At 71.2% G+C, this 24,738-nt stretch carries 27 protein-coding genes, 1 pseudogene and 1 riboswitch; of the genes and pseudogenes, 17 read left to right on the plus strand and 11 right to left on the minus strand.

Annotated features, from left to right (window positions below; all coding sequences use genetic code 11):
* Complete coding sequence (locus ACFHWU_RS19170) at positions 1 to 192, minus strand: DUF397 domain-containing protein (RefSeq protein ID WP_416591182.1); 192 nt, start codon at positions 190 to 192, stop codon at positions 1 to 3.
* Entirely contained in the window at positions 189 to 971 is a 783-nt protein-coding gene (locus ACFHWU_RS19175) for a helix-turn-helix domain-containing protein (protein ID WP_416556538.1), read from the minus strand. Before ACFHWU_RS19175 ends, ACFHWU_RS19170 begins: the two co-directional genes overlap by 4 nt.
* Positions 972 to 1,099: 128 nt before the next feature.
* Here ACFHWU_RS19175 and ACFHWU_RS19180 point away from each other — a divergent pair, with 128 nt between their 5' ends.
* The 4 genes from ACFHWU_RS19180 to ACFHWU_RS19195 are packed head-to-tail and all read left to right on the plus strand — an operon-like array spanning position 1,100 to position 2,818.
* Positions 1,100 to 1,411, plus strand: a complete 312-nt coding sequence (locus ACFHWU_RS19180; protein ID WP_416568579.1) for a hypothetical protein — start codon at positions 1,100 to 1,102, stop codon at positions 1,409 to 1,411.
* Positions 1,412 to 1,415: 4 nt separating this feature from the next.
* Positions 1,416 to 1,667 carry a hypothetical protein gene (locus tag ACFHWU_RS19185; RefSeq protein WP_416568578.1) on the plus strand — a complete coding sequence of 84 codons (252 nt, stop codon included), beginning with the start codon at positions 1,416 to 1,418 and terminating at the stop codon, positions 1,665 to 1,667.
* Positions 1,668 to 1,718: 51 nt separating this feature from the next.
* Positions 1,719 to 2,042, plus strand: coding sequence for a DivIVA domain-containing protein (locus tag ACFHWU_RS19190; protein ID WP_416568577.1), 324 nt, complete (start codon positions 1,719 to 1,721; stop codon positions 2,040 to 2,042).
* Between the two features lie 11 nt (positions 2,043 to 2,053).
* The gene (locus tag ACFHWU_RS19195) at positions 2,054 to 2,818 is read left to right on the plus strand and encodes a GOLPH3/VPS74 family protein (protein ID WP_416591183.1); all 765 of its coding nucleotides are present in this window, start codon (positions 2,054 to 2,056) and stop codon (positions 2,816 to 2,818) included.
* Positions 2,819 to 3,013: 195 nt separating this feature from the next.
* Here ACFHWU_RS19195 and ACFHWU_RS19200 read toward each other — a convergent pair whose 3' ends face one another.
* Positions 3,014 to 3,271, minus strand: a complete 258-nt coding sequence (locus ACFHWU_RS19200; RefSeq protein WP_416591184.1) for a hypothetical protein — start codon at positions 3,269 to 3,271, stop codon at positions 3,014 to 3,016.
* A gap of 257 nt (positions 3,272 to 3,528) precedes the next feature.
* Here ACFHWU_RS19200 and ACFHWU_RS19205 point away from each other — a divergent pair, with 257 nt between their 5' ends.
* Positions 3,529 to 3,708 (plus strand): hypothetical protein, encoded by a 180-nt coding sequence (locus ACFHWU_RS19205; protein ID WP_416591185.1) that lies wholly within the window; start codon positions 3,529 to 3,531, stop codon positions 3,706 to 3,708.
* Positions 3,709 to 3,742: 34 nt separating this feature from the next.
* A complete protein-coding gene (locus ACFHWU_RS19210) occupies positions 3,743 to 4,207 on the plus strand; it encodes a DUF2809 domain-containing protein (RefSeq protein WP_416591186.1) in 465 nt (154 codons plus the stop codon).
* Position 4,208: 1 nt separating this feature from the next.
* Here ACFHWU_RS19210 and ACFHWU_RS19215 read toward each other — a convergent pair whose 3' ends face one another.
* The 3 genes from ACFHWU_RS19215 to ACFHWU_RS19225 form a co-directional block, all read right to left on the minus strand.
* Complete coding sequence (locus tag ACFHWU_RS19215; RefSeq protein WP_416591187.1) at positions 4,209 to 4,574, minus strand: GntR family transcriptional regulator; 366 nt, start codon at positions 4,572 to 4,574, stop codon at positions 4,209 to 4,211.
* Complete coding sequence (locus tag ACFHWU_RS19220) at positions 4,571 to 5,350, minus strand: hypothetical protein (RefSeq protein WP_416591188.1); 780 nt, start codon at positions 5,348 to 5,350, stop codon at positions 4,571 to 4,573. The genes ACFHWU_RS19215 and ACFHWU_RS19220 overlap by 4 nt, the downstream gene beginning before the upstream one ends.
* Positions 5,351 to 5,417: 67 nt before the next feature.
* On the minus strand, positions 5,418 to 5,912 hold the full coding sequence (locus ACFHWU_RS19225) for an aminoglycoside phosphotransferase family protein (RefSeq protein ID WP_416591189.1): 495 nt from the start codon (positions 5,910 to 5,912) through the stop codon (positions 5,418 to 5,420).
* A 318-nt stretch (positions 5,913 to 6,230) separates the two neighbouring features.
* On the opposite strand from ACFHWU_RS19225, the gene ACFHWU_RS19230 reads away from it, so the two are divergent.
* The 4 genes and pseudogenes from ACFHWU_RS19230 to ACFHWU_RS19245 all read left to right on the plus strand — a co-directional run.
* A complete protein-coding gene (locus ACFHWU_RS19230; protein ID WP_416591190.1) occupies positions 6,231 to 8,132 on the plus strand; it encodes a M14 family zinc carboxypeptidase in 1,902 nt (633 codons plus the stop codon).
* Between the two features lie 139 nt (positions 8,133 to 8,271).
* Positions 8,272 to 8,336, plus strand: a riboswitch (cobalamin riboswitch).
* Between the two features lie 123 nt (positions 8,337 to 8,459).
* On the plus strand, positions 8,460 to 9,431 hold the full coding sequence (locus tag ACFHWU_RS19235) for an ABC transporter substrate-binding protein (protein WP_416556523.1): 972 nt from the start codon (positions 8,460 to 8,462) through the stop codon (positions 9,429 to 9,431).
* Between the two features lies 1 nt (position 9,432).
* On the plus strand, positions 9,433 to 10,560 hold the full coding sequence (locus ACFHWU_RS19240; protein ID WP_416591191.1) for a FecCD family ABC transporter permease: 1,128 nt from the start codon (positions 9,433 to 9,435) through the stop codon (positions 10,558 to 10,560).
* A 68-nt stretch (positions 10,561 to 10,628) separates the two neighbouring features.
* A pseudogene (locus ACFHWU_RS19245) lies at positions 10,629 to 11,405 on the plus strand (ABC transporter ATP-binding protein); the annotation flags it as partial.
* A gap of 12 nt (positions 11,406 to 11,417) precedes the next feature.
* On the opposite strand, the gene ACFHWU_RS19250 reads toward ACFHWU_RS19245, so the two are convergent.
* Positions 11,418 to 12,185 carry a VOC family protein gene (locus ACFHWU_RS19250; protein ID WP_416591192.1) on the minus strand — a complete coding sequence of 256 codons (768 nt, stop codon included), beginning with the start codon at positions 12,183 to 12,185 and terminating at the stop codon, positions 11,418 to 11,420.
* Positions 12,186 to 12,409: 224 nt separating this feature from the next.
* On the opposite strand from ACFHWU_RS19250, the gene ACFHWU_RS19255 reads away from it, so the two are divergent.
* The gene (locus ACFHWU_RS19255; RefSeq protein WP_416568569.1) at positions 12,410 to 14,014 is read left to right on the plus strand and encodes an alpha/beta hydrolase fold domain-containing protein; all 1,605 of its coding nucleotides are present in this window, start codon (positions 12,410 to 12,412) and stop codon (positions 14,012 to 14,014) included.
* 16 nt (positions 14,015 to 14,030) lie between these two features.
* On the opposite strand, the gene ACFHWU_RS19260 is transcribed toward ACFHWU_RS19255, so the two are convergent.
* Positions 14,031 to 15,023 carry a hypothetical protein gene (locus ACFHWU_RS19260; RefSeq protein WP_416591193.1) on the minus strand — a complete coding sequence of 331 codons (993 nt, stop codon included), beginning with the start codon at positions 15,021 to 15,023 and terminating at the stop codon, positions 14,031 to 14,033.
* A 92-nt stretch (positions 15,024 to 15,115) separates the two neighbouring features.
* A complete protein-coding gene (locus tag ACFHWU_RS19265) occupies positions 15,116 to 17,242 on the minus strand; it encodes a HelD family protein (RefSeq protein WP_416591194.1) in 2,127 nt (708 codons plus the stop codon).
* A gap of 299 nt (positions 17,243 to 17,541) precedes the next feature.
* Between ACFHWU_RS19265 and ACFHWU_RS19270 the strand changes: the two genes are divergently transcribed.
* Complete coding sequence (locus ACFHWU_RS19270) at positions 17,542 to 18,414, plus strand: menaquinone biosynthetic enzyme MqnA/MqnD family protein (RefSeq protein ID WP_416556517.1); 873 nt, start codon at positions 17,542 to 17,544, stop codon at positions 18,412 to 18,414.
* A gap of 17 nt (positions 18,415 to 18,431) precedes the next feature.
* Here ACFHWU_RS19270 and ACFHWU_RS19275 read toward each other — a convergent pair whose 3' ends face one another.
* Both ACFHWU_RS19275 and ACFHWU_RS19280 read right to left on the minus strand, forming a co-directional pair.
* Positions 18,432 to 19,433: a hypothetical protein gene (locus tag ACFHWU_RS19275; RefSeq protein ID WP_416591195.1), complete on the minus strand. Its 1,002-nt coding sequence runs from the start codon at positions 19,431 to 19,433 to the stop codon at positions 18,432 to 18,434.
* A gap of 1 nt (position 19,434) precedes the next feature.
* Positions 19,435 to 20,421, minus strand: a complete 987-nt coding sequence (locus tag ACFHWU_RS19280; protein WP_416591196.1) for a serine hydrolase — start codon at positions 20,419 to 20,421, stop codon at positions 19,435 to 19,437.
* A 368-nt stretch (positions 20,422 to 20,789) separates the two neighbouring features.
* Between ACFHWU_RS19280 and paaA the strand changes: the two genes are divergently transcribed.
* Genes paaA through ACFHWU_RS19305 form a run of 5 tightly spaced genes read left to right on the plus strand, consistent with a single transcriptional unit; the run spans position 20,790 to position 24,715 of the window.
* Positions 20,790 to 21,923 carry a 1,2-phenylacetyl-CoA epoxidase subunit PaaA gene (gene paaA, locus ACFHWU_RS19285; RefSeq protein WP_416591197.1) on the plus strand — a complete coding sequence of 378 codons (1,134 nt, stop codon included), beginning with the start codon at positions 20,790 to 20,792 and terminating at the stop codon, positions 21,921 to 21,923.
* The gene (paaB, locus tag ACFHWU_RS19290; RefSeq protein WP_416556513.1) at positions 21,920 to 22,222 is read left to right on the plus strand and encodes a 1,2-phenylacetyl-CoA epoxidase subunit PaaB; all 303 of its coding nucleotides are present in this window, start codon (positions 21,920 to 21,922) and stop codon (positions 22,220 to 22,222) included. Before paaA ends, paaB begins: the two co-directional genes overlap by 4 nt.
* Positions 22,219 to 23,004, plus strand: a complete 786-nt coding sequence (gene paaC, locus ACFHWU_RS19295) for a 1,2-phenylacetyl-CoA epoxidase subunit PaaC (protein ID WP_416556512.1) — start codon at positions 22,219 to 22,221, stop codon at positions 23,002 to 23,004. The genes paaB and paaC overlap by 4 nt, the downstream gene beginning before the upstream one ends.
* The gene (gene paaD, locus ACFHWU_RS19300) at positions 22,998 to 23,507 is read left to right on the plus strand and encodes a 1,2-phenylacetyl-CoA epoxidase subunit PaaD (protein ID WP_416568564.1); all 510 of its coding nucleotides are present in this window, start codon (positions 22,998 to 23,000) and stop codon (positions 23,505 to 23,507) included. Before paaC ends, paaD begins: the two co-directional genes overlap by 7 nt.
* Complete coding sequence (locus ACFHWU_RS19305; RefSeq protein WP_416591198.1) at positions 23,507 to 24,715, plus strand: 2Fe-2S iron-sulfur cluster-binding protein; 1,209 nt, start codon at positions 23,507 to 23,509, stop codon at positions 24,713 to 24,715. Before paaD ends, ACFHWU_RS19305 begins: the two co-directional genes overlap by 1 nt.
* Positions 24,716 to 24,738 lie beyond the last annotated feature (23 nt).

A 24,738-nucleotide genomic window follows, 5' to 3' on the forward strand; every position in this document is an offset into this window, starting at 1 on the left:
TCAGTGGTGGTGGGTGGCGGCGGCCTGGGTGATGAAGGTTGACCAGGCGGTGGGGGTGAAGGTGAGGGTGCCGCCGGTGCGGTTCTTGCTGTCGCGGACCAGTACCCGGCCCGGCAGGTTGTCGGCGACTTCGACACATGCGCCGCCGTTGCTGTTGCTGCGGCTGGCGGTGCGCCACGCTGGCTGGGTCATAGCTCCTCTGCCATCCTCGCGATCAGGTCTCGGGACATGTCTTGGGGTAGTGCCACCGAGCGTATCGCCTCCCAGATGTTGACGAGGGCGGCGACCTTCGCCGGCTCCTCGTAGGTGCGGCCGTCCACCGGGTTCTCCGTGTAGGCGACCGTCGCCCCGTCCGGCAGCGTGGCAAGAATGAAGTTGCCGGACTGTCCGGCGTATAGTCCGGCGTCGACCGGCACCACGTGCAGCAGCACCCGGTCGCTCCGCGACATGTTGACCAGGTGCAGCAACTGCTCCTTCATCATCACCGGGTCGCCCCGCCGTAGCGCCGCCTCATCGACGATGAACGAGGTGACCGGCGGCGTTCTGCGGTCGAAGACGGTGGCCTGGCGAGCGAGCCGGTGGGCCAGCCGCTGCTCGGCCACCTCCGGCGGGTGCAGACCGACGGCGAGCACCGCGCGGGCGTACGCCTCGGTCTGCAGCAACCCGGGGACGTAGGTTGGCTCAAACCAGCGCAGCATCTCGGCCTGGGCCTCGTACTCCGGCCACGGCTGGAACCAGTCCGGCGGGACGGCATTGCGGGCGTCCGCGGCGGTCTCCTGCACCAGGGTGCCGCTGCCGAAGACATCGTCGATCTGCTCGGCGGTGTCCGGCAGTGGGATCTGCCGGGCCGTCTCGAACTTGGCGATCAGCGAGGTGGAAACGCTCAGCCGCTGCGCCAACTGCTCCTGGGTCATGCCTCCGTTGAGCGTGCGGAGGAACTTGAGAGTGCGGGGAACCCCGTTGCTGCTCACGAATTACCGGTCCTTCCCGATTCAAGATCGAAGTTTCGGAACGGGTTCTGTTGGTGGGAATCCTTCCACTGTTGGCGTCGCGGGTCCAGGGTGGATCTGCTGACAGCAGAAAAATCGGGAGGGATTCGATGATCAATAAGGTGATGGTCGCCGGGGCGGACCCGGACGACGACCCGGTGTTGCGGCACGCAAGGGAGACCGCCGAGAAGCATCTGCCGAGGCGGATCGGCGAATGCCCGACGTGCGGATCGGTGGCGTTCTGCGCGCCGTTCACCATGGCCCTGGCGATCCTCGACCGGCGGGACGTGCCGCGAGCGCGCCGGATCCGGACCGTCCTCACCGTCGCCGGCCTGTCGCCGCCGGAGTTCCCGCACCCGCCGGAGAGCGGCGACGACGGCCGGAGCGGCAACGACGGCGGGTGGTGCGAAATTGTCCGGTGAACCGTTGATCAAGGTCGGCGACGTGTTGCGTCTGCGCGCCGAAGACTGGGCATTCGGCAACGGCCCGGTGGCGATCCGGGTGTCACATCTGCGGCACGGTCACGATATTCCACACGTGACCATGATCGCGGTGATGGGCACCTTCGTCAGCGGCCCACGCACCGGCCAGATGATGCTGCTGTCGGTGTTCAAACACGCCTTGCGGCGGCCCGGCGTCGTCGAGCGTGACGGCCGTACCCCCGAATCTCGCTCCTGACCAGAAACACCCTGACAGCGATCCCGTCGAAATGCGAAAGGCGGTTCCACCGTGCGCAGGCTTCTCCACCTCGTCCTGTTCCCCCGGCGTACCCGGCGGCAGTCCCGGCCGCACACCCGCAACGCCGGTGCCCGCCACTACCGGGCTGCGGCCCGGCCGTCGATCAGCCCCGGGCTGGTCCGCGACCGCCAGTTCCTGGACCGCACCCGGCGCGGTCTCGACCCGGCCGAGGTACGCGCCTTCCTGCACCTGGTCGCCGACGAACTGGCCGCGGTGCGGGCCGAGCTGGCGATGACCCGCGACGAGAACGTACGGATCAAGCAGGCGCTGCGGGACTGGCAGTCGCGGCAGTTCCAGGCCCGGATGCCGGCGTAGGCCGTCGGCCAATGACCACGAAGGGAGCCACGATGGTCCACCACACCGGGGCCAGGGCCGGGACCGGGACCGCCGCTGGGACCGGGGCCGACGCCGCAATGACGCTGCCGTTGCCGGCGGTGCACCTGCGGAGACCGTTGCTGGCCGACGAGTTCTTCCTGCTGGCGCAGGACCCGGTGACCGGTCGGCCGCGGCTGCCGGACCGGGCGGTCGGGTTCGGTCTGGCCGCCGCGCTGCTGGTGGACCTGGTCGACGCCGGGGCGCTGCGGGTGCGCGACGGCCGGCTCTGGCTGGCGGCGCGGCACGTGCCGGTGGACGCGCTCGGCGGCTGGACCCTGCGCTGGATGGCCGCCGAGCCGGGGTACCGACGGGTGGGCACCTGGCTGGCGCTGCTGGCGCCCGGCGCTCATCAGCAGGTCGCGCGGCGGCTGGTCGCGGCGGGTGTGGTGCGGCCCCGGACGGTACGCCGTCTGCTGACCACCGCCGTGCGCCAGGTGCCGGTCGACGCGAACCGGGCCGCGTGGGCGTGGGCCCGGCTGACCGTACGGCTACAGCGCGGCGAGCCGTTGCCCGATCTGGAGGCGCGGCTCGCCGGGCTGTGTCTGGCCACCGCGCTGGACGACGCCCTGCTCGCGGGTCTCCCGGCGGCGGCCCGTCGGCATTTGCACCGGGAGACCGCCGGCCGGCTGCCGGCCGAGGTCGGCGAGCTGTTCACGATCGCCCGTAACCGTCTCGACGGTGCATCCCATCGACGCCGGGGACCAGGCCGGCGCTGAGGGTCAGGCCCGTCGCCGTCGATCATCGTGATCCCGACGACGTTGCCGAAGTGCACCGCCCGGTCTACGCAGTGTCGCGTCCCGGGTCGGGGGTGTCGGCCGAGATGCCGGAGATGAATCATGATGCACCTGTGGCATCAAGCTCTCGGGGCACATGCCCTGACTCGTCGGTGGAGCCTCCCCAGGAGCCACCTGCTAGTCGAACGTCCAGAAGAAGTAGAGGACGTTGGACGGGTTGCTGTACGTGCGGTCCTGGCAGAGGTACGAACTCCACAGGTCGTTTTGGAGCCCGTAGTTGCCGTGCGAGCGGCAGAAGTCCAGATCACTGTAGACGTTGCGGAGCGTGCCGCCCGGCGGGTCCGGGTAGTCTGCCGCCGCTGGGGCGGCGGTGGTCGCGAACAGGCCGGCCATGGCGATCATGAACGCCACCAGCAGTGTGGTCAGTCTTCGCATGCATCCTCCCATAGTGGGGGTACTCGCCGATCCTCCGCGTGTCTCCTGCATCGAGAGATCGACGCTCAACCATGACATCATGGCATCGTGGCTTGCCCAAGGGAAGGCATGAGCGCTGCGGGCCTCGGAGCGTAGGAACCCCGGGGCCGACCGCCGTCTCCCGCCGCCCACGCCCAGTTGACGGTGCGCCGGGCGGGTCAACGTAGGCCGCCTGTGGTTACCTGGCCCTTGCTGTTCAGCTTCACCGTGCCTCCAACATGTGGCGTACTGGTACCAGCTACGGCACCGCCGTCGACCTCGACGTGATCGGCGCGTGGTGGTCGCTACGCAGCCTGTCGGCGATCCGTTGGCTGGTCGAGCACGGCTTCGACCCGGCCTCGCCGGGCTGCGAGATCGACGTGCTGAGATCCGCCGGGGCCCCGCTGACCGGCCGGTGACCGACAGGGCCGGTGAACTGTAGGGTCGGGCGCCGTGGCAGGTCTCAGGTGGCGGGTACGGTTGGCGGGTCTGTCCGCCGCTGGCGGGTTCCTCGCCGTGGCACTCGGCATCCGGGTACTGGCCGGCGGGGACGGTGTGCTGGACAGTTCCGGCATGCTGCAGCAGCACTCCGGCACCGCCCTGTACGCGTCGATGGTCTACGCCGGAGTGTTCGTCCTGGCTCCGGGTGCCGGGCCGATCGCGGCCGGGACGGTCGCCGTCGCCTTCTGCTGGCTCGTCGAGTTCCTGCAGCTGACCGGCGTACCGGCGGAGCTGTCCGAGCGCAGTCTGCTGGCACGGCTGGTCCTAGGCGTCCATTTCGACCCCACCGACCTGGCCTGGTACGCGGTAGGCGTACTGCCGTTGGTGCTGCTGCACGCGGGCGTCGACCGTTGGCGGCTGCGCCACGGCGACCGGCAGCCGGCTGACGCCGGTGCCGATCGCGGGCGTGGCCGGTGAGTCACGGTGTGGCCGGGCGGCCCAGGGCCGCCTGGACGATCCGGATCGCCTCGGCGGGGTCGATGCCGCTCCGGGCGATGATCGTCGCGTAGTCGCGGGCGGCCCGGTGGGCCTGTTCGAGAGCCTGGTCGCCGGCGGCCGTGACGAACGAGCCGGCCCGCCCCCGGGTCTCGATCAGCCCGGCCTCCTCCAGCTCCCGGTACGCCCGGCCGACGGTGTTCACGGCCAGGCCGAGGTCGGCGGCGAGCCGGCGGACCGTCGGCAGCCGGGTGCCGACGGCCAGCGACCGGTCCTGGATCTGCCGGGCGAGCTGGGCCCGGAGCTGCTCGTACGGCGGCGTCGGCGAGGCAGCGTCGATGGCGATCATCGGACGATCATGGCCTGCCGTGCGGTCACCCCGACAGCCATGGTCCGGGTCTGGACCAGACCGAACGCGACGACACCGGCCAGGACGAGTCCGATAGCGACCGCATTCCACCAGCCCAGCGACTCGCCGTACAGGAAGATGACCGGCAGCGACCAGACCAGGCTGGGGGTGACGAGGGCGCGGGCGTCCTCGACCCGCATGATGACGTCGGCCGTGAGTGACGCCTCGTCCTCGGCGACGGCCGGGCTGGTCAGCACCTGACGCAGCTGCATGATCATGCCGGCACCGGCACCGACGAGACCGATCAGTACGACGGCGGCCCCGGCCCGTAGCACCGGGTCGGAAACCGGCAGTACGCTCACCGCGAGCCCCAGCGCAGCGGTGTAGGCGGCAACCGTGAAGACGGCGTACGGCCGGCCGAGCACCGCCGGCCAGCCGAACCCGACCGGATGGGCCACCCGACGGGACAGTTGCGCGCCGGCTTGCCGGTCGACGCGGCGGACCCAGTCGCGGAGCAGCCACTGCGCCACCAGCATGCCGATCACCAGCGCGGTGAGCACCAGCAACGGCAGCCAGGAGTACGCCGCGTCGGTGACCCGGACCGCCGCGTGGGTGAGCGCCGCGCCGATCAGGAACGCGGCCAGCAGGACGTCGCCAGCGAGCTTGGCCCGCCGTCGCACGGCCAGCCGCGTCGCCAGCAGCGGGGTCGACTCGGTGTCGGTCAGACCGTGCTGGTCCAGCCACTGTCTGGTCTCGCTGTGCTTCGCCTGGCGCATCGCCACCACCTCCATAGTCGCAAGCCTTGTCTTACAACCATGGGTCATAACATGCGACAAAGTCAAGTCAGTCAGGCGTCAGCCTCGAACCCGCCAGGCGACCGACTCGGAGGCGGGAACACCACGCGCCCCGAAGCCCGACCGCTAAGTAGTAGCCGGCGAGGACGTCACCAAGGCGCTCCCGGTGCCCGAGTGCCAGGGTGGCGAGGTCGAACAGGGCGTCACCTCGGCCTGCCTCGGACCAGTCGAGCATGCCGGTGACCTCGTCACCGTCGACGAACACGTGGGCGATCTGCAGGTCGCCGTGGGTGAAGACCGGTGTCCACGGCACCTGCGGAGTCGGCACCGGTGCTCTCGCCATGGCCTCGACCTCGACGTCGGCGCGCGTCTGATCGGCGTCGACCTTCAGGAACACCTCGCCGACGCGCAGGGTCGCGCGTTCGTGATGGGCGACGACGACTTCCACCTGCGCCACGTCGGCCATCATCGTGCGGCCGGCGAACGGCGTCGCCCGGGCTACCGGCGGGCCTCCGGCGCTCCGGCGGGCGAGATTCATGATCATGTGAGCGCTGTGGACCTCACAGCCACGACGAGACGTTCATAGCGCTCACATGATCATGAGTTGAGGGTTGCGCCGTCGGTCGCGGACGGCCGTGTCCGCCTGGTGCTCGCGGCGCAGTGGATCGAGGAGTCCGTGGTGGCTGAGATCCGTCATGGACAGGGCTGTCCCTCCCCGCATGGTGTCCGGTACGCGAAGTATCCGCGCCGTGTGATGATCAGCTTGGCATGGAATTGATCGCGAAAGATATTGATATGACCATGTGACAGGTGGTGCAGTTGTGCTCACCAGCGGAGTCCTCCCCACCCCCAGGAGGTCTAGATGCGATTCCGCGCACCAACTGCCAACGCCGGCTCGTGGCGCAGGACCACCGTCCTCGCCGTCGCAACCGTCGTCGGCCTGTTCGCCGTCGTGACCGGCCCGGTATCGGCCGATCCCAAGCCCAGCGGTGTCGACCGGGAGTCGATCGCCGGCCCGTACCGGGTCCTCGGACCGCGTACCTTCGCCGACCGCGACGCGGTGGCCGGGACCGGTGCCGCGATCGACTACATCGAACACGGCATCCTCAACATCACCGCGACCCGGGCCGAGGTCAGCGCGATCCAGGCGCTCGGCTTCGACGTCGAAGCGGTCCGGGCACCCACCAGGACCGACGACTCCGGCGACGTCACCACGCTGGACTTCCCACCGTCCGACTCGGCGTACCACAACTACGCAGAGTTGACCACGGTGGTCAACCAGGTGGTCTCCAGCCACTCGAACATCGCCCGGAAGATCAACATCGGGACCTCGTACGAGGGCCGCGACCTGATGGCGGTCAAGATCTCCGACAACGTCGCCACCGACGAGGACGAGCCGGAAATCCTGTTCAACTCGCAGCAGCACGCCCGCGAACACCTCACCGTCGAGATGGCGATCTACCTGCTGAACCTGTTCACTGACGGCTACGGCAGCGACTCGCGGATCACCAACATCGTCAACACCCGCGAAATCTGGATCGTGCCGACCGTCAACCCGGACGGCAGCGAGTACGACATCGCCACCGGCTCGTACCGGTCCTGGCGCAAGAACCGGCAGCCGAACAGCGGTGCGTCCGCCGTCGGCACCGACCTGAACCGCAACTGGGACTACCTGTGGGGTTGCTGCGGCGGGTCCTCCGGCTCCCCGTCGTCGTCGACCTACCGTGGCCCGTACGCCTTCTCCGCTCCGGAAACCCAGGCACTGCGCGACTTCGTCAACAGCCGGGTGGTCGGCGGTGAGCAGCAGATCAAGGCCAACATCGACTTCCACACCTACTCGGAGCTGGTCCTCTGGCCGTATGGCTGGACCACCGCCAACACGCCCTCCGGGATGACCACCGACCAGTACAACACGTTCGCCACCCTCGGTACGCGGATGGCGGCGACCAACGGCTACACCCCGCAACAGTCCTCCGACCTGTACATCACCGACGGCAGCAGCATCGACTGGATGTGGGGCGAGCACGGCATCTGGGCGTACACCTTCGAGCTGTATCCCGGCTCGTCCAGTGGCGGCGGGTTCTACCCGCCGGACGAGGTGATCCCTGTCCAAACCGCCCGCAACCGGGAAGCGGTGCTGATGTTCAGCGAGTACGCCGACTGCCCGTACCGGGTGATCGGCAAGGAATCGCAGTACTGCGGCGGCGGTCCGGTCGACCCGCCGGGCAGCACCGTCTGGGCGGACGACTTCGAGTCGGCGACCGGCTGGACGACCGACCCGAGCGGCACCGACACCGCCAGCACCGGGCAGTGGGAGCGCGGCGTCGCGCAGGCCACCAGCTCCGGCGGGGCCCTGCAGCTGACCGCCTACCAGGGCAGCAACAGCCTGGTCACCGGCCGGCTGGCCGGCTCCTCCGCCGGCTCGTACGACATCGACAGCGGGGCGACCAGCGCCCGCTCGCCGGCTGTCGCGTTGCCGTCGAGTGGCACCCTCACCCTGTCGCTCGCCTGGTACCTGGCCCACCTGAACAACTCGTCGTCGGCCGACTACCTGCGGATCAGCGTGGTGCACAGTGGCGGCACGACGACGCTGCTGAACCAGTCCGGCGCGGGGAGCAACCGGTACGGGTCCTGGTCGACCAGCAGCTACAACCTGACCCCGTACGCGGGTCAGACGGTGCGGATCCTGGTCGAGGCGGCGGACGCCTCCACCGCCAGTCTGGTCGAGGCGGCCATCGACGACGTCCGGATCACCAGGTCCTGACGGCGGGCAGGGCTGCCTGCTCCTGACGGTGGGCAGGGCTGCCGTGCGGTGAACATCACCGTACGGCAGCCCTGCGCTGTCGCGATGTCTGCCGGCCGGCGCCGGTGGGTTACCGTGCTACCGACCGCCCCGCAGCGAAGCCGGTGCGAACCCGGCGCTGTCCCGCAACTGTGATGCCCCGGCCGACAGTCGGGGCTAGCCAGGTCGCCTGCGGAGTGGTCGCGAACCGCGCTCTCGAGGAAGGGCGCCTCGCCACCTGGCCGGGGCCGGCGTCACCACCCCCGACCTGTCGGCGAAGCACCAGCCCTCGACCGACAGGAGGACCAGATGAGCAGACCCCACCCGCTGCGGGCCGCGTTGCTGCGTACCGCTGCGGTCGCCACCGCCGCGACGCTCGCCCTGACCGGCTGCGGCCAGGCCGGCGACGGCTCCGGCGGACCCGACGACGCGCAGCCCGGCGTCAGCCCGGAGGCCGCCGCCAGCTACCCGGTCACCGTCGGCGACCTCACCCTGGAAGTACGCCCGGAGCGGATCGTCGCGCTGTCGCCGACCGCCACCGAGATGCTCTTCGCGATCGGTGCCGGCGACCAGGTGGCAGCGGTCGACGACAACTCCAACCACCCGGCCGAGGCGCCGACCACCGAGCTGTCCGGGTTCACCCCGAACGTCGAGGCGATCGCCGGCTACGAACCCGACCTGGTGGTGCTCTCCGGCGACACCAACGAGGTGGTGGCCGGGCTGACCCGACTGTCGATCCCGGTCTACCTGGCCGGGGCGGCGGTCACCTTGGACGACACGTACCGCCAGATCACCGAACTTGGCGCGCTCACCGGGCACCCGGAGGCGGCGGCCGACCTGGTCGACACCATGCGGTCCGACATCGACAAGCTGATCGCCGACGTGGCGCAGCCGGCCGAGCCGCTGAGCTACTACTATGAGCTCGACCCGACTCTCTACACGGTGACCAGCGAAACCTTCGTCGGGTCGCTGTTCACCATGGTCGGGCTGACCAACATCGCCGATCCGGCGGACCCGTCCGGGGAGGCCGGTGGCTACCCGCAGCTGTCCGCCGAGGCGTTGATCGATGCCGACCCGGACCTGATCTTCCTGGCCGACACCAAGTGCTGCCAGCAGGACGCGCAGACGGTGGCGCAGCGGGCCGGCTGGTCCACCATCACCGCAGTACAGGCCGGTCAGGTGGTCGAGCTCGACGACGACGTCGCGTCCCGCTGGGGTCCCCGGGTGGTCGACCTAGTCCGGGCGATCGTCGACGCGGTCGACGCGGCGGCGGCGTCCTGACGTGCTCCGTACGCCGGTGCGACGGCCCGGCCGGCGGACCGACCCGCAACGAGCAGCCGGCTGGTCCGGGCCGACCGGCCGGCGCCGTCCGGGGCTGACCGCCGGCTGGTTCGCCGGTGCGGTGGCCGCCGTCGTGCTGTCGGCCCTGGCCGGGCTGGCGTTCGGCCCGGCCAGCCTGCCGCCGCTGGCGGTCGCCGCCGAACTGCTCAACCTGCTGCCCGGCGTCGACGTGGAGAGTGGACTCAACGAGCGGCAGGTGGCGATCGTCACCCAGCTGCGGTTGCCCCGGGTGGTGCTGGCGCTGCTGGTCGGCGGCATGCTGGCCCTGGCCGGTGGCTGCTACCAGGGGGTGTTCCGCAACCCGCTGGCCGACCCGCATCTGCTCGGCGTCGCCGCCGGGGCCGGGCTGGCGGTGACCGCGGTCATCGCGCTGCGCTCCGGCACCGGGGTGCTGACCGGGCTGCCGGTGACGGTGCCGCTGGCCGCGTTCGTCGGCGCGGTCGGGGCGGTGGCGCTGACCTACCTGCTCGGTACGGGTGCCGCCGGGCCGGACCGGTCCACCGCGACGCTGATCCTGGCCGGGGTGGCGGTATCGGCGTTCCTCGCCGCCGGGCAGACCTACCTGCTGCAGCGCCACGTCGACACCATCCGGGAGGTGTACTCGTGGCTGCTGGGCCGGCTGGCCACCGACGGCTGGCACGAGGTCCGGCTGGTCCTGCCGTACGCGGTGATCGCCGCCGTGGTGGTGTTAACGCACCGCCGCGAGCTGGATGTGCTGTCGGTCGGTGACGAGGAGGCGGCCAGCCTCGGCCTGCACCCGCAACGGTCCCGCTATCTGCTGCTCGCCGCCGCGTCGCTGGGCACCGCGGCGGCGGTGTCGGTGTCCGGGCTGATCGGCTTCGTCGGGTTGATCGTGCCGCACCTGGTCCGGCTGGTCGCCGGCAGCAGCTACCGGGTGATCCTGCCGCTGTCGATGCTGCTCGGTGGCGCGTTCCTGACCGTCACCGACGTGGTGGCCCGGACCGTGGCCGCGCCGGCCGAGATCCCGATCGGTGTGGTCACCGCCTTCTTCGGCGCCCCGTTCTTCGTGCTGGTGCTGCGCACCACCCGCCGGACGGTGGCGCTGTGACCGGGCCGGCGCCCGCGCCCGACACCGGGCCCGGGACCGGGCCGGCGCCCGCGAGCACTGCCGCCGGCATCCCGGTCGTCGGCCGTGATCTGCGGGTACGCCTCGGCGGCGCGCCGGTGCTGGACGGTGTCGACCTGACCGCGGTCGCCGGTGAGTGGGTGGCGGTGATCGGGCCGAACGGGGCCGGCAAGTCGACCCTGCTGCGGGCGGTCGGCGGGCTGCAACCGGTCGACGGCAGCCTGGAGCTGTTCGGTACGCCGATCACCCGGCTCGGCCGCCGGGCCCGGGCCCGGCTGGTCGCCACCGTCGTACAGTCACCGGTGGTGCCGGCCGGGATCGCCGTCGCCGACTACGTGCTGCTCGGCCGTACGCCGTACGTCCCGCTGCTGGGTCGGGAGTCGGCGGCCGACCTGGCGGTGGTCGACGACGTGCTGGTCCGGCTCGACCTGGCCGGGTTCGCGCACCGGCGGCTGGCCACCCTGTCCGGTGGTGAACGTCAGCGGGTGCTGCTGGCCCGCGCGCTGGCCCAGGGTGCCCCGCTGCTGCTGCTCGACGAGCCGACCAGCGCGCTGGACATCGGCCACCAGCAGGAGGTGCTGGAGCTGGTCGACGAGCTGCGCCGGGACCGTCGGCTGACCGTGCTGGCCACCATGCACGACCTGTCGGTGGCCGGCGAGTACGCCGACCGGCTGGTGCTGCTCGCCGCCGGCCGGACGGTCGCCGCCGGCCCGCCGGCCGAGGTGCTCACCGAGGAGAACCTGGCCCGGTACTACCGGGCCCGGGTGCGGGTGCTGCCAGGCGCGCACGGCCCGCTGGTCGTCCCGGTCCGCGACCGGGACGTTCCCCGTCCAGAACCGTCAGTCGCCGGCGATCCGGATCACCGAGAAGAAGGCCCCCTGCGGGTCGTTGAGCACGGCGAACCGGCCGTGCGGCAGGTCGGTGGGCGGGACTGAGACGGTGCCGCCGAGCGCGGCGGCGTGCTCGGCGGTGGCGTCGCAGTCGTTCACCGCGAAGTACACCATCCAGTGGGCCGGCAGGTCCGCCGGCCAGTCGTCGCCGACCATCGGCATCATCCCGGCGACGGGCTGCTGCTCGACCAGCCATTCGGTGTACATGATCGGTGGGAACGGGGTGTCCCGGCACTCCCAGTCGAAGACCGCGCCGTAGAACTCCTTCGCGCCCTCCGGGTCGCGGGTGGTCAGCTCGTTCCAGCACAGTGAGCCGGGCACGTTCGCCAGCTCCGCGCCGGCCATGGACAGCGGCTGCCAGACGGCGAAGCTGGCCCCGGCCGGGTCGGTGAAGACCGCCGCCCGGCCCCGGTCGAGCACGTCGAACGGCGGCATCAGCACGGTGCCGCCGGCCGACTCGACGAGCTTGGCGCTCGCCTGGGCGTCCAGCGTGCCGATGTACGTGGTCCAGGTCGGCGGCTGCCCGCCGGTGGACACCGAGCCGGCCCCGGCGACCAGTTTGTCGTCCTTGCTGAACAGGGTGTATCCCTCGGCGTCCGGATCGTCGGGCGGCTGCGCGGACCAGCCGAACAGTTCGCCGTAGAACCGGATCGCACCGAGCAGGTCGGAGGTACCGAGGTCGACCCAGGCGGGTACCCCGGCCGCGGCGACGGACATGGCGGATTTCCTCCTGCTGATCGGCTGAGTGGACCCTGCTGACCGAATCCTGGCACCCGGTCGACGACGGTCGGGGGAGATTCGCCGAAGCAATCGCCCGTCACGCGGAATCATGGCCCGCGCCGAGGGTAACCGTGCACCGGGCTGACGTCACCGACCGAAGCCAGGCGGGGACGCCGGACAGCGGCCGGGACGTGGAACAGCGGGGGAGAACGATGGTACGGGTGATCGAGGTGTTGCCGGGCGACATCGACCGGGCGATCAACGACGATCACGTCCTGCTGGACCAGCTTTTCCGGCGGCTGGAAACCGGCCAGGGCGACCGGCGGATCCTGGCAGACCAGGTGGTCTACCGGATCTCCATACACCTGGCGGCCGAGGAACAGATCCTCGACCCGGTCTTCGACGAGCCGGCGGTGACCGGCCGGTTGTCCGCCGGGGCGGTGGCGGAGCTGGTCCAGTGGGGGCGGGACACCCGTCAGCGGATCAAGGAGGCGGCGGCCGAGGTCGACCGGTCCAGACCCGGGAACCTGGACTTCGAAGAAGCACTCAACCATTTGATTGCCGACGTTCGCCGGCAGGCCGCCGACCAGGAGGGGGTGCTGTTGCCGGCGCTGCGGGCCGCGGTCGGTCCGCAGCGGATGGCCGAACTCGGGGCGCAGTTCACCGCCGCGAAGTACCGTGCACCCACCCATCCGCATCCGCAGACACCGAACACCTCCCGCAGCAGTCGGCTGCTGGGCGGCCCGGCCGCGCTGGTCGACCGGCTCCGCGACCGGACCTCGGGGCGGCGTGGCTGGTTCGCCACTGACGCGTCCGGGCTGCTGGAACCGCAGTCGCAGGCGCTGCTGGACGCGTTCGCCGCGCTCGGCCCCCGGCCCACCGAGATCCTCGACCCGGCCGAGGCGCGGCGCCAGCCGACCCTGTCCGACGCGGTGGCCCGGATCCGTACCGACCGGGGAGACCCGGCGGAACGGGAGCCGGTCGACTCGGTCTTCGACTTCGCCATCGACGGTCCCGGCGGGGAGCTGACCCTGCGGGTCTACCGGCCGACGTCGGCGTCACCGGCCGGCGGCCTGCCGGTGCTGATCTACCTGTACGCGGGTGGCTGGGTGGTCGGCAGCCTGGACACCTACGACGCCACCCCCCGTGCACTGTGCAACAAGGAACGGTGTCTGGTGGTGGCGGTGGACTACCGGCACGCCCCGGAGCATCCGTTCCCGGCTGCCCACGACGACGTGCTCGCCGCGACCCGCTGGCTGCTGGACAACGCCGGGGAGATCGGCGGTGACCCGGAGCGGATCGCCATCGCCGGCGAGGCCGCCGGCGGCAACATGGCGGTGGCTACCTGTCTGCAGTTGCGCGACGCCGGTCAGCGGCTGCCACTGCTGCAGGTGCTGATCTACCCGGTGACCAGTATGACGGTCGATGACGGCTCCGGAGTGGACGCCGCCGACGCGGCACCGCTGAACCGCCCGATGCTGAGCTGGTTCGCCCGGCACGCCTTCCCTCGCCCGGAGATGCTCGACGACCCTCGGGTGGCGTTGCTCGACCTGCCGGTGCAACGGCTCGCCGGCCTGCCGCCGGCGGTGGTGCTGACCGTGGAACGGGATCCGCTGCGCGACCAGGGGCAGGCGTTCGTGCAGCGGCTGCGGGGGGCCGGGGTGCCGGTCGAGCACATCCACTACGACGGAGTACCGCACGAGTTCTTCGGGATGGGTGCGGTGCTGGACGTGGCGGAGGCGGCCCAGGACCGGGTGGCGGCGGAGCTGCACACCGTGTACAACCCGTCCGGCCAGTCGTCGAGCGGCTGGCCGACCGGCCTGTGAGCCTACGGGACCGGAATCAGCGGTCGGCGAGGTCCGCGATGGTGTTCACCAGACCGGCTGCGGTCTGCGGCTCCCGGGTGGTCAGCACGAGATAGCGCCCACCGGACAGCTGCACCCGGATGCCCGGACCGGACCGGGTGATCAGGGCACGTCCACGCGTGTCGGGGTGGTAGCGGTAGCCCCAGCCGCCCCAATCGGACACCCGTACCGTCGTCTGGACGGCCCCGACGATCTCCCGCGCCGGTACGCTGATCCGCGGCCACCCGAACGGCCCGAAGCCGATGTGGATGCCCTGCCGGTCGATGGTCAACCGGTTCACCAGCAGCAGCATCACCAACGCCATGGTGAGCAGCACCGGGCTGGCCACCCAGACGTTGATCCAGACCGCCAGGACCCCGGCGAGCAGCAGCAACGGGACCAGGATCCACAGCCCGGTGCGGGACACCGACGTCTGCTCGGTCCACCCGGCACCGTCAGCCGGCAGCGGCACCCGGGGCAGCTCGGCGGCGGGCCGGCCGTCCGCCGCCGGCCGGGCCGGCGGCGGACCACACGCCGCGTACGCCAGCACCGTCCAACCGGTCACCCCGACCATCAGCGCGGGAATGTGCCAGCTCGGAGCCGGTGCCCGGGTCGGGTCCAGTACGTCGACCGACAGTGCCACGGTGGTCAGCCAGATCCCGGCGACGAACCCGGCGACCGCCGCGCCAATGGTGATCAGCCACCGCCGCAGCTGCCACCGCAGCCCGAGCGGCAGCACCCCGACTGCGGCGAGCACCGCCCCGGCGGCTGCGCCGATCGTGTAGCCGGTCACGCTGTTCGTCAGCGAACTGGTCGCGTCGACGACGTCGGCCGTGTTCCAGTGCATCGGTAGCCGGTCCGGCAGCCGGTGCCGCAGCACCTCGGCGGTCAACGGCACCACGGCGACTGGGAGCACAGCGAGCAGGAAACCGAGCAGCCGCCGGCCGCCGCCACCGGCGCGGTCCTGCCCGGCCGTCCCTCCATCGCTCACCTGGCGATTGTTTCCCAGCTGTCGCCGGGCCAACCTGGAGGGGGCGGGCGGTGTGGCGCGCGCCGTTCTGCTAGTGCCGCCGGTCGGTTCTGCTAATGCCGGTGGTCGGTCCGGGAATGGTCGGTCAGCGCGGGTGGCAACGGTTCGGCGTGCAGCACCGTCAACCGGGACACCGCCCGGGTCAGCACCACGTACAGCCGGTGCAGCCCACGCGGCTCGGCCGCCACGATACCGGCCGGCTCGACCACCACCACGTGGTCGTACTCCAGCCCTTTCACCTCGGTCGCGGCGACCACCGACACCCGGAACCCGGGGTCGCCGGCGGCTCCGGTGACCTTGACACCGGCGGCGGTCAGCGCGTCGCGCAGGCCGGTCACCGTGGACTCGGCGGCGATCACCCCGACCGAGCCGTCGTGGGTCAGCGCCGCGCGTACCTCGGCCACCGTGGCACCGGTCAGATCGTCGACCGTACGCAGCGACAGCGACCCGTCGCGACGCAGCGACACCGCCGGTGGTACGTCCACTGCGAGCGCCGGCAGCAGCCGGTTGGCCAGCTCGACCACCACCGCCGGCACCCGGAAGCCGACCGTCAGCGGCACCACCGCGGCGTCGGGCCGACCGAGGTGGGTCAGGGTGCGGTGCCAGTCGGTGGCCGCCCACGGGGCGGTGCCCTGCGCCAGGTCGCCGAGCAGGGTGACCGAGCCGTGTTCGCTGCGCCGGGCGATCGCCCGGCACTGCATCGGCGACAGGTCCTGCGCCTCGTCGATGACCACGTGCCCGTACCCGGTGGGCCGGTCGAGCAGCCCGGCGACCTCGTCGATCAGCACCAGGTCGGCCTCGGTCCATCTGGTGGTGCGGACCGACCTGGCCGGTGGCCGCAGCAGCGCCGCCTGTTCGGCCTCGTCGAGCAGCCCGGTGGCGGCCGTCGCCAGCCGCTGCGCATCGGTGAGCAGCGTGGACACCACCCCGGTCGGGGTGAGCGCCGGCCAGACCCGGTCCAGCAGGGCGCGTACCGGTGCCACCCGGGCCATCCGCCGCAACCAGGCGTCGCTCGGTGATTCGGCGCGCCGGGTCTCGGCTTGACGTTGCAGCAGCGCGACGATCCGGGCCTGCACCCGTTCCCGACCGATCCGGTACGGCGGATCCTCGTCGCGGACCGTCCGCACGATGCGGTGCAACGCCTCGACGCCGATTCGCCAGCGGTAGGAGCCGTCCGGCACCACGATCGACTCGTCCGGTTCGCCGAGGTACGCCTCGACGGCGCGGCGCAGCACCTGCGCCATCCTGGGGTCGTTCTTGAGCGCGGCGGCGGTCGGGGCGTCCGCTGCCCGTACCGGCACCGAGTCGATCAGGCCGGCGACCGTGCACTGGGCCACCTCGACCTCACCGAGGGCGGGCAGCACGTTGGCGATGTAGGACAGGAACACCCGGTTCGGCCCGACGATCAGCACTCCGGCCTTGCGTAGCCGTTCCCGGTGCGCGTACAGCAGGTAGGCCGCCCGGTGCAGGCCGACCGCGGTCTTGCCGGTGCCGGGCGCGCCCTGCACGCAGATCGACTCGGCCAGCGCGGCCCGGACCAGCTCGTCCTGTTCGGGCTGAATGGTGGCGACGATGTCCCGCATCGGGCCGACCCGGGGTCGTTCGATCTCGGTGGTCAGGATGCGGGAAGCGGTGCCGAGCTCCTCGCCCCGGTCGAGGTGTTCGTCCTCGAAGCTGGTGAGTTCGCCGCCGGCGAAACCGAACCGGCGGCGGACCCGCACCCGCTGCGGATCGCGGGCGCTGGCCTGGTAAAAGGCCCGGCTGATCGGCGCCCGCCAGTCGAGCACCAGTGGTTCGCCGGTGTCGTCGGCGACATGCCGGCGGCCGATGTGGGGCCGACTGATCCGCAGCCCGCCCGGATCGGGCTCACCGCCTGGCTCAAGGTCGTCGTCGAGGTCGGGATCGTCTTCGACATCGAGCCGGCCGAAGAACAGCGGCGTGTCCGGGTTGTCGGCCAGCTCGGCGACCCGGCGGGCCAGGTGCCGGCCCAGGGTCTCGGCGGTGTACGCATCCCCGGCGACCCGGTCGCCGGTGCCGAACAGGGCCTCGGCCCGGTTGCGCATCCGGGCGAGGGCGGCGCGGGACGCGGTCAGATGGGCGCGTTCGGCGGCGAGTTCGCCGTCCAAATCGGGTGCGGGGCGGCGGTCGGGTGTGGGGCGGTCGAGGTCGGGTGCGGGCATGCTGACTCCTGGCTGGGATCGCCGGCGTGCTCGCTCGCGTGTCCGGAACCGGGTCGGCCGGTGCCCGGCGCGGGGGACGTCCGCTGCGGTGCGACTCACCGCGGCCGTCAAGCGGCCATCGACATTACCCCTGGCCCGTCGCGGGTCAACCAGATTTCCCGCTCTGCCGGCGCGACGGGGTTGCCGGCCGATCTGCTCGGCAGGTGCCCGGGTCTGCTCGGCAGGTGCCCGGTGCGGGGTGCGCCACAGGCTGGGCCGCCGCCGGGCGTGGCGGCCACCCGACGGCTACCGTGGAGATCATGAGTCACGGTGACGGGGGCGAGGGCGGCGTGCTGCGCCGACCACGGGTCGGGCACATCCAGTTCCTGAACTGCCTGCCCATCTACTGGGGGCTGATGCGCTCCGGCGCGCTGCTCGACGTCGACCTGCACAAGGACTCCCCGGAACGGCTCGGTGCCGCCCTGGCCGCCGGCGACCTGGACATCGGCCCGATCTCGTTGGTCGAGTACCTGCGGCACGCCGACCAGTTCCTGCTGCTGCCGGACATCGCGGTAGGTAGCGACGGGCCGGTGCTGTCGGTGAACGTCGTCACCACCCGGCCACTGGGTGAATTGTCCGGCCGCCCGATGGCGCTCGGCTCCACCTCACGTACCGGTGTGCTGTTGGCCCGGATGCTGCTGGCCGAGCGGTACGGCGTCGAACCGGACTACTTCACCTGCCCGCCGGACGTCACCCAGATGCTGCTGGAGGCCGACGCCGCCGTGTTGATCGGCGACGTCGCATTGCGGGCCCACCACGAGGCGCCGGCGCGCGGTCTGGCCGTCATCGATCTGGGGCAGGCGTGGCGGGACTGGACCGGGCTGCCGATGGTCTTCGCCGTCTGGGCGGTCCGCCGGGACTTCGCCGCCGCCCACCCCGGCCAGGTCAAGGAGGTCCACCAGGCGTTCCTGCGGTCGCGTGACCTGTGCCTCGCCGAGCTCGACGAGGTGGCCCGGGCCGCCGCCAGGTGGGAGCCGTTCGACGCGCCGACGCTGGCGTCGTACTTCCGGGCGTTGGACTTTTCGCTCGGTGACCGGCAGGTGGCCGGGCTGCGGGAGTTCGCCCGCCGCGCGGCCCGGTCGGGTGCCGCCCCGGCGCTGCCACCGGCGGGCCCCGAGTTCTTCATGCCCTGACCGGCGCCCTCCTCGGCTCAGCCGCCGGTCGAGGTGGTTGCCGCTGCCCGCAACTGCTGAGCCACCTCACGGCAGGTCTGCCCGCCGTACGTGAAGGGCCGGTCGGCCGGGAACCGGGTCATCACCCCGATGGTCCACCCGTCGCCGATCGCCAGGCAGTTGACGTGCCAATTCCCCTCGTCGTCGCGGATCACCCAGCCGTTCTTGATGGCGATCCCGTCGGCTTCGTCTGCCGGGAATGCCTCGATCACCCCGAAATCGCCTGGACTGCGTACGCTGCGCATCTCGGTCAGCAGCCAGTCGGTCCACTCGGCGCCGGCCGCCCGGCCATCGGTGATGCACGCTCCGAGCCGGGCCACGTCGCGGGGGGAGAGCCGGGTGGTGCTCCACCGGTTCTCGGTCGAGCTGCGGCTGTCGGTGAGCCCGCAGATCCGGATCATCCGCTCGGTCGCCGCGGTTCGGCCGATCTCCTGCCACAGCTCCTCAGCGACCTGGTTGTCGCTGTCCCTGATCATGATTTCGAGCTGCCGCATCCGGAAGTCGCTCGGCGACCGGCCCGCTTCGGCTGAGGAACGCAGGTAGTCGGCGGCGATCCACGCCTTGATCAGCGACGCCGTGGTACTGGTCTCGGCCAGGTTGGCCGATCCGTGGATCTCGCCGGTGCGCTGGTCGAGCATCGCCCACGACCACCAGCCGTCGATGCCGTCCAGCCGTACCGTGGTCGGCGCGACGGCCAGCGGTGACAGCGTGGGGTCGGGCTCCGGGGTTGGGCTCTCGCTCGGGCCGGCCGTCGGCTGACGCCAGCGGGACCGCTGGTCGGCCCGCTGTTCGTCGGCGGCGGCCAACGGCGCGTCGGGAACCAGCCGCAACCCGGCGATACCAGCGGCTGCCAGTGCGACTACGCCGAGCACGATCAACGGCGTACGCCACCCGGCTCGGGCGTGGCGGGCCACGCCGCTCGGTCGGCGGGCCAGGAGCCGGAGTGGGCGGCCGCTCGGAAACCAGGAGGTGGGTGGCATCTCAGCTGGTCGGTGTCGCCGAGGTCGGCAGTACGGCGGCTGGCTGGATGGCGGCGCCAGCGTGTGGGGTGACCAGTTGCCGGGCCACCTCACGGCAGATGCCCGCCCCGTACTCGAGGCCGTAAGAGCCCGGGTAACGAGTCATCACCGCGAGGACCCAGTCGTCGTGCACGGCCAGGCAGTTGAGATGCCACATGCCGTCCGCCCAGATCAGCGTCCAGCCGTTCTTGATGCCGACCGGCGACTCCCGCAACAGGCTCTCCGGTAGTCCATCGATGATGCCCCAGCGGCCACCGCCGGAGGTGGGTTCCTGCTCGGACGCGGCGATCCCGCCCCGCACCTTGGACATCTCGTCGAGTACCCAGTCGGTCCACAACGGGCCGGCGGCGGTGCCGTTCTTGACGCACTCGCCCATCAGCACGGCATCGCGGGCGGACATCTGGGTGTAGCTCCACCAGACGTTGTCCTCCTCCGGCGGCACGACCATCCGGGTCTGCTGCAGGCCGCACATCTCGATCATCCGGGCGAGCACGTCTTCGCCGCCGGCCTGGTAGAACAGCAGGTCCGTGGCCCGGTCGTCGCTGTCGCGGATGGCCAGGCTGGCCTGCTGCAGGATCTCCGAATCAGGCTCGGCGTCATCGAGCTGCCGTAGGTAGTCCGCGACGATCCAGATTTTGATCATCGATTCGGTGGAGCTGGTCTCGGTCATGTTGGCCGAGCCGCCGATCTCGCCACTGTCGCGGTCCAGCAGCGCCCAGGTCATGAAACCGTCGACCGGGACCGAGACCGGTACGGCCCGCAACGTCGGAACGGCAGGCGGCTCGGGGGACTCGGCCATGGCGAGGGTCGGATCGATCAGCTCGACGGCGGACCGGTTGGCGTCCGAACCGGTCCCGCCGAAGAACCGGGCCGAGGCGGTGGGGATCACCAGAACGGCACCGACCACCAGGGCTGCCAACACGACAGTGAGTGTCACGCGTGAACTCATGGAAGGCGGCTCCGGGGAGTGATCGGTGATGTCAGCTCGTCGGTGCTCTGGCGGGTTACGGGTTCTTCCGGCAATCGTGCGTCAGGTGGGGCCGGTGCGCGCCTCGACGCCGCCGCGCCATTGGGCAGTTTACGGGGCGAATCTCGGAGTGCCAGCCCTCGCGCGCCGGAGATCTTCGGAACTGAGTGACGAATACAGATGATTTGTCCGAATAGCTGAGTATTTTCTTGATAATAAGTGGATAAAAGTCGCGTTCATTGCCGCACATCTAGTCACTCACTGTGTTGCTCCTATCTCTGACAGTGAAGATTCCACGAGTGCTGTTACAGGGCTTGGCTGTGACTGGGGTTTCTTGTAACACTGTGTCGGTGGACGGTGACGACCCCCAGACGGTGAGTGGCACCCGCGGCGGGATTCTCGACGAGGTCGAGGCCGCCGAAGTTGCCCTGCGCGACGCGGCGCTGCGCGGCCGGATCCCCGGCCCACGCGCCGCCGACAATCCAACCTGTCCCGACAAACCGGTTGATCCCGACCGGGACTTCATCGAGATGATCGACGCCGACCAGAAGGTCGAGCCGCGCGACTGGATGCCGGACGGCTACCGGCGCACACTGATCCGGCAGATCGCGCAACACGCGCACTCCGAGATCATTGGCATGCAGCCTGAGGGCAACTGGCTGACCCGGGCACCCAGCCTGCACCGCAAGGCGATCCTGCTGGCAAAGGTCCAGGACGAGGCCGGCCACGGGCTGTATCTGTACGCGGCGGCTGAGACCCTCGGCGTCAGTCGGGAAGAGTTGGTCGACCTGCTGCTCGCCGGCCGGCAGAAGTACAGCTCCATCTTCAACTACCCCACGCTGACCTGGGCAGATGTCGGCGCGATCGGTTGGTTGGTGGACGGCGCGGCGATCATCAACCAGGTCCCGCTGTGCCGCTGCTCGTACGGCCCGTACGCCCGCGCCATGATCCGCATCTGCAAGGAGGAGTCGTTCCACCAGCGGCAGGGCTACGAGATCCTGCACACCCTCGCGCACGGCACCCCGGCTCAGCATCAGATGGCCCAGGACGCGGTGGACCGCTGGTGGTACCCGTCGCTGGCGATGTTCGGGCCGCCGGACGCCGACTCAACCCATTCGGGAAAATCGATGCGCTGGAAGATCAAGCGGTTCTCCAACGACGAGTTGCGCCAACGCTTCGTGGACATGTGTGTCCAGCAGGTCGGCCCGCTCGGGCTCGCCCTGCCCGATCCCGGCCTACGGTGGAACGAGCAGCGTCAGGCGCACGACTTCACCCCGCCGGACTACGACGAACTGCTCCGGGTGATCCGTGGCGACGGGCCGTGCAACCGGCAGCGACTTGCCCACCGGCGGGCCGCGCACGCCGCCGGCGGCTGGGTCCGCGAGGCGTCCCGGGCGTACGCGGAGAAGCAGGCCGGCCGGCGGAAAGCCGGCGTCGCGACGGCCGGAGTGGGCGCTGCGCCGGTCGGAGCGGGTGCCGGATGAGCGGCGAACCGGCCCGGACTCCGCCCACCCCGCTGTGGGAGGTCTTCATCCGGTCCCGGCGGGGGCTTGCCCACACCCACGTCGGCAGCCTGCACGCGCCGGACGCGACGCTCGCCCTGCGGCACGCCCGCGACCTGTACACCCGCCGGCAGGAAGGCGTCTCGATCTGGGTGGTACCGGCGGAGTCGATCACCGCGTCCAGCCCCGACGAGAAGGACGCATTCTTCGACCCGGCGGCCGACAAGGTCTACCGGCACCCGACGTTCTACCAGGTGCCGGACGGGGCGCGGCACCTGTGACCACGACACCCCCCGACCAGTTGCTCTGCTGGGCCGACGACGCGTTGATCACCGCCCAGCGGCTGGCCGCGTGGTGCGCCCGCGCCCCCGAGCTGGAGGAGGACGTCGCCCTCACCAACATCGCGCTCGACCAGCTCGGCGTGGCCCGGCTGCTGCTGTCGTACGCCGCCGAGCAGCTCACCCCCGATGCGGTGCCGGCCGCGCCGGCCGACCAGCCGGTCACCGAGGACACCCTGGCCTTCCTCCGCTCCGACCAGGAGTTTCGCAACTGCCTGCTGGTGGAGCTGCCGGACGACGACTACGCGGTGACCATCGGCAAGCTGCTGTTCCTCGCCGCGTACCAGGTCCGGCTCTACGCCGTGCTGAGCGCCGGCGCCGACCAGCGGCTCGCCGCGATCGCCGGCAAGGCGGCCAAGGAGTCCGCCTACCACCTCGACCACGCGCGGCTGTGGACCCTGCGGCTCGGCGACGGCACCGAGGAGTCGCACCGCCGCATGCAGCACGCGGTCGACGAACTCTGGCCGTACACCCACGAGCTGGTCGCCCCGGTGCCCGGTAGCGGAATCGCCGACCTGTGGGCCGGCTGGCTCGCCGTCGTCGGTCCGATCCTTGCCGAAGCCACCCTGACTGTGCCCGCCGACACCGGGTCCACCGCCGCTGGCGGCGACGGTAAGGGCTGGCGGCCCGGTGGCGGTCGGCTGGGTCGGCACACCGAGCACCTGTCCTACCTGCTGGCCGAGATGCAGGTGGTGCACCGGGCCCACCCGGGTGCGCGATGGTGACCGGACGCCCAGCAGCCGTCGGCGGGGCCAGCGCGGTCGCCCAGGCGGCGGTCGAAGCCGTCGTCGATCCGGAGCTCCGCGTACTTACCATCGCCGAGCTCGGCATCCTCCGTACCGTCGAGGTCACCGAGGCCACCGGCGCGGTCCGGGTGACGGTCACCCCCACCTACAGTGGATGCCCGGCGATGGAGCTGATCCGGGCCGAGATCCGGGCGGCGCTGCACCGGTCCGGCTTCACCGACGTCGCGGTCGTCACCGAGCTGGCGCCCGCGTGGAGCACCGACTGGATCACCGAGGCGGGCCGGCACAAGCTCGCCGCCGCCGGGATCGCCCCACCGTCGCCGGCCACTGTCGGGCCAGTGCCAATCCCACTGGCCGTACGCTGCCCGGCCTGCGGCTCGCCGCGCACCGAGCAGCTGAGCCGATTCGGTGCCACTGCCTGCAAGGCGCTGTGGCGCTGCCAGGAGTGCGCCGAGCCGTTCGAGCAGATGAAGGCGTTCTGATGGCAGTGACGATCAGCCGACCGGCGCGCCGGCGCCCGGTGTTTCATCCGCTCCCGGTCGCCGGCGTCGACCAGCTCACCGCCGACGCCGTCGCGGTCACCTTCGCCGTACCGCCCGAGCTGCGCGACGCGTACCGGTTCCAGGCCGGACAGCATCTGACGGTACGGCTGGTCGACCCGGCCGGCGGCCCGGAGATTCGCCGCTCGTACTCCATCTGCTCGACCCCGGCGGAGCTCGCCGACCACGGCCGGCTGCGGATCGGCGTGCGGCACGTCGCCGGTGGCGCCTTCTCCGGGTACGCGGTGCGCCAACTCGCCGCCGGGACCACCGTGGAGGTGATGCCGCCGCTCGGGCATTTCACCACCGGGTTCGAGCCGGGCCGGAGCCGGTACTACGGGGCGCTGGCCGCCGGTTCCGGCATCACGCCGGTGCTGTCCCTGCTCGCCACCGGGTTGGCCACCGAGCCGGGCAGCCGGTTCACCCTCGTCTTCGGCAACCGGTCCGCGCACACCGTGATGTTCGCCGACGAGATCGCCGACCTGAAGGACCGGTACCCGGACCGGCTGCAGGTCGTGCACGTACTGTCCCGCGAGACGCAGGACGCGGAGCTGCTCACCGGGCGGATCGACGCCGCCCGGTTCGGTCGGCTGCTGGACACCGTGGTGCCGGGCGATCAAGTAGACGAATGGTTTCTCTGCGGACCATACGGGCTGGTCATGGCGGTCCGGCAGGTGCTCGCCGAGTGGGGCGTGCCGGATGGTGCCGTACACAGCGAACTCTTCCACGCCAGCGACGGGCCGCCGGCCGGTGCCGACGCCGTGGCCGAAGCCGATGCGGTGGCCGAAGCCGATGCGGTGGCCGAAGCCGATGCGGTGGCCGAAGCCGATGCGGTGACCGGAGCCGACGCGGTGACCGGAGCCGACGCGGTGGGCGGCACCGAGGTGACCGTACTGCTCGACGGGCGGGCGTCGACGGTGCGGACGCGGCCGGGGGAGCGGGTGCTCGATGCGGCCCTGCGGGTCCGGTCCGAGCTGCCGTACGCCTGCAAGGGTGGTGTCTGCTCGACCTGCCGGGCGAAGATCGTCGATGGCGCGGTGACGATGGCCCGCAACTACGCCCTCGAGCCGGACGAGGTGGCCGCCGGTTACGTGCTGACTTGCCAGTCAACGCCCACCACGCCGACGCTCACCGTCGACTACGACGCCTGACTGTCGACTACGACGCCTGGCGT

Source organism: Micromonospora sp. LOL_015 (assembly GCF_048060275.1).
Classification (GTDB): domain Bacteria; phylum Actinomycetota; class Actinomycetes; order Mycobacteriales; family Micromonosporaceae; genus Micromonospora_E.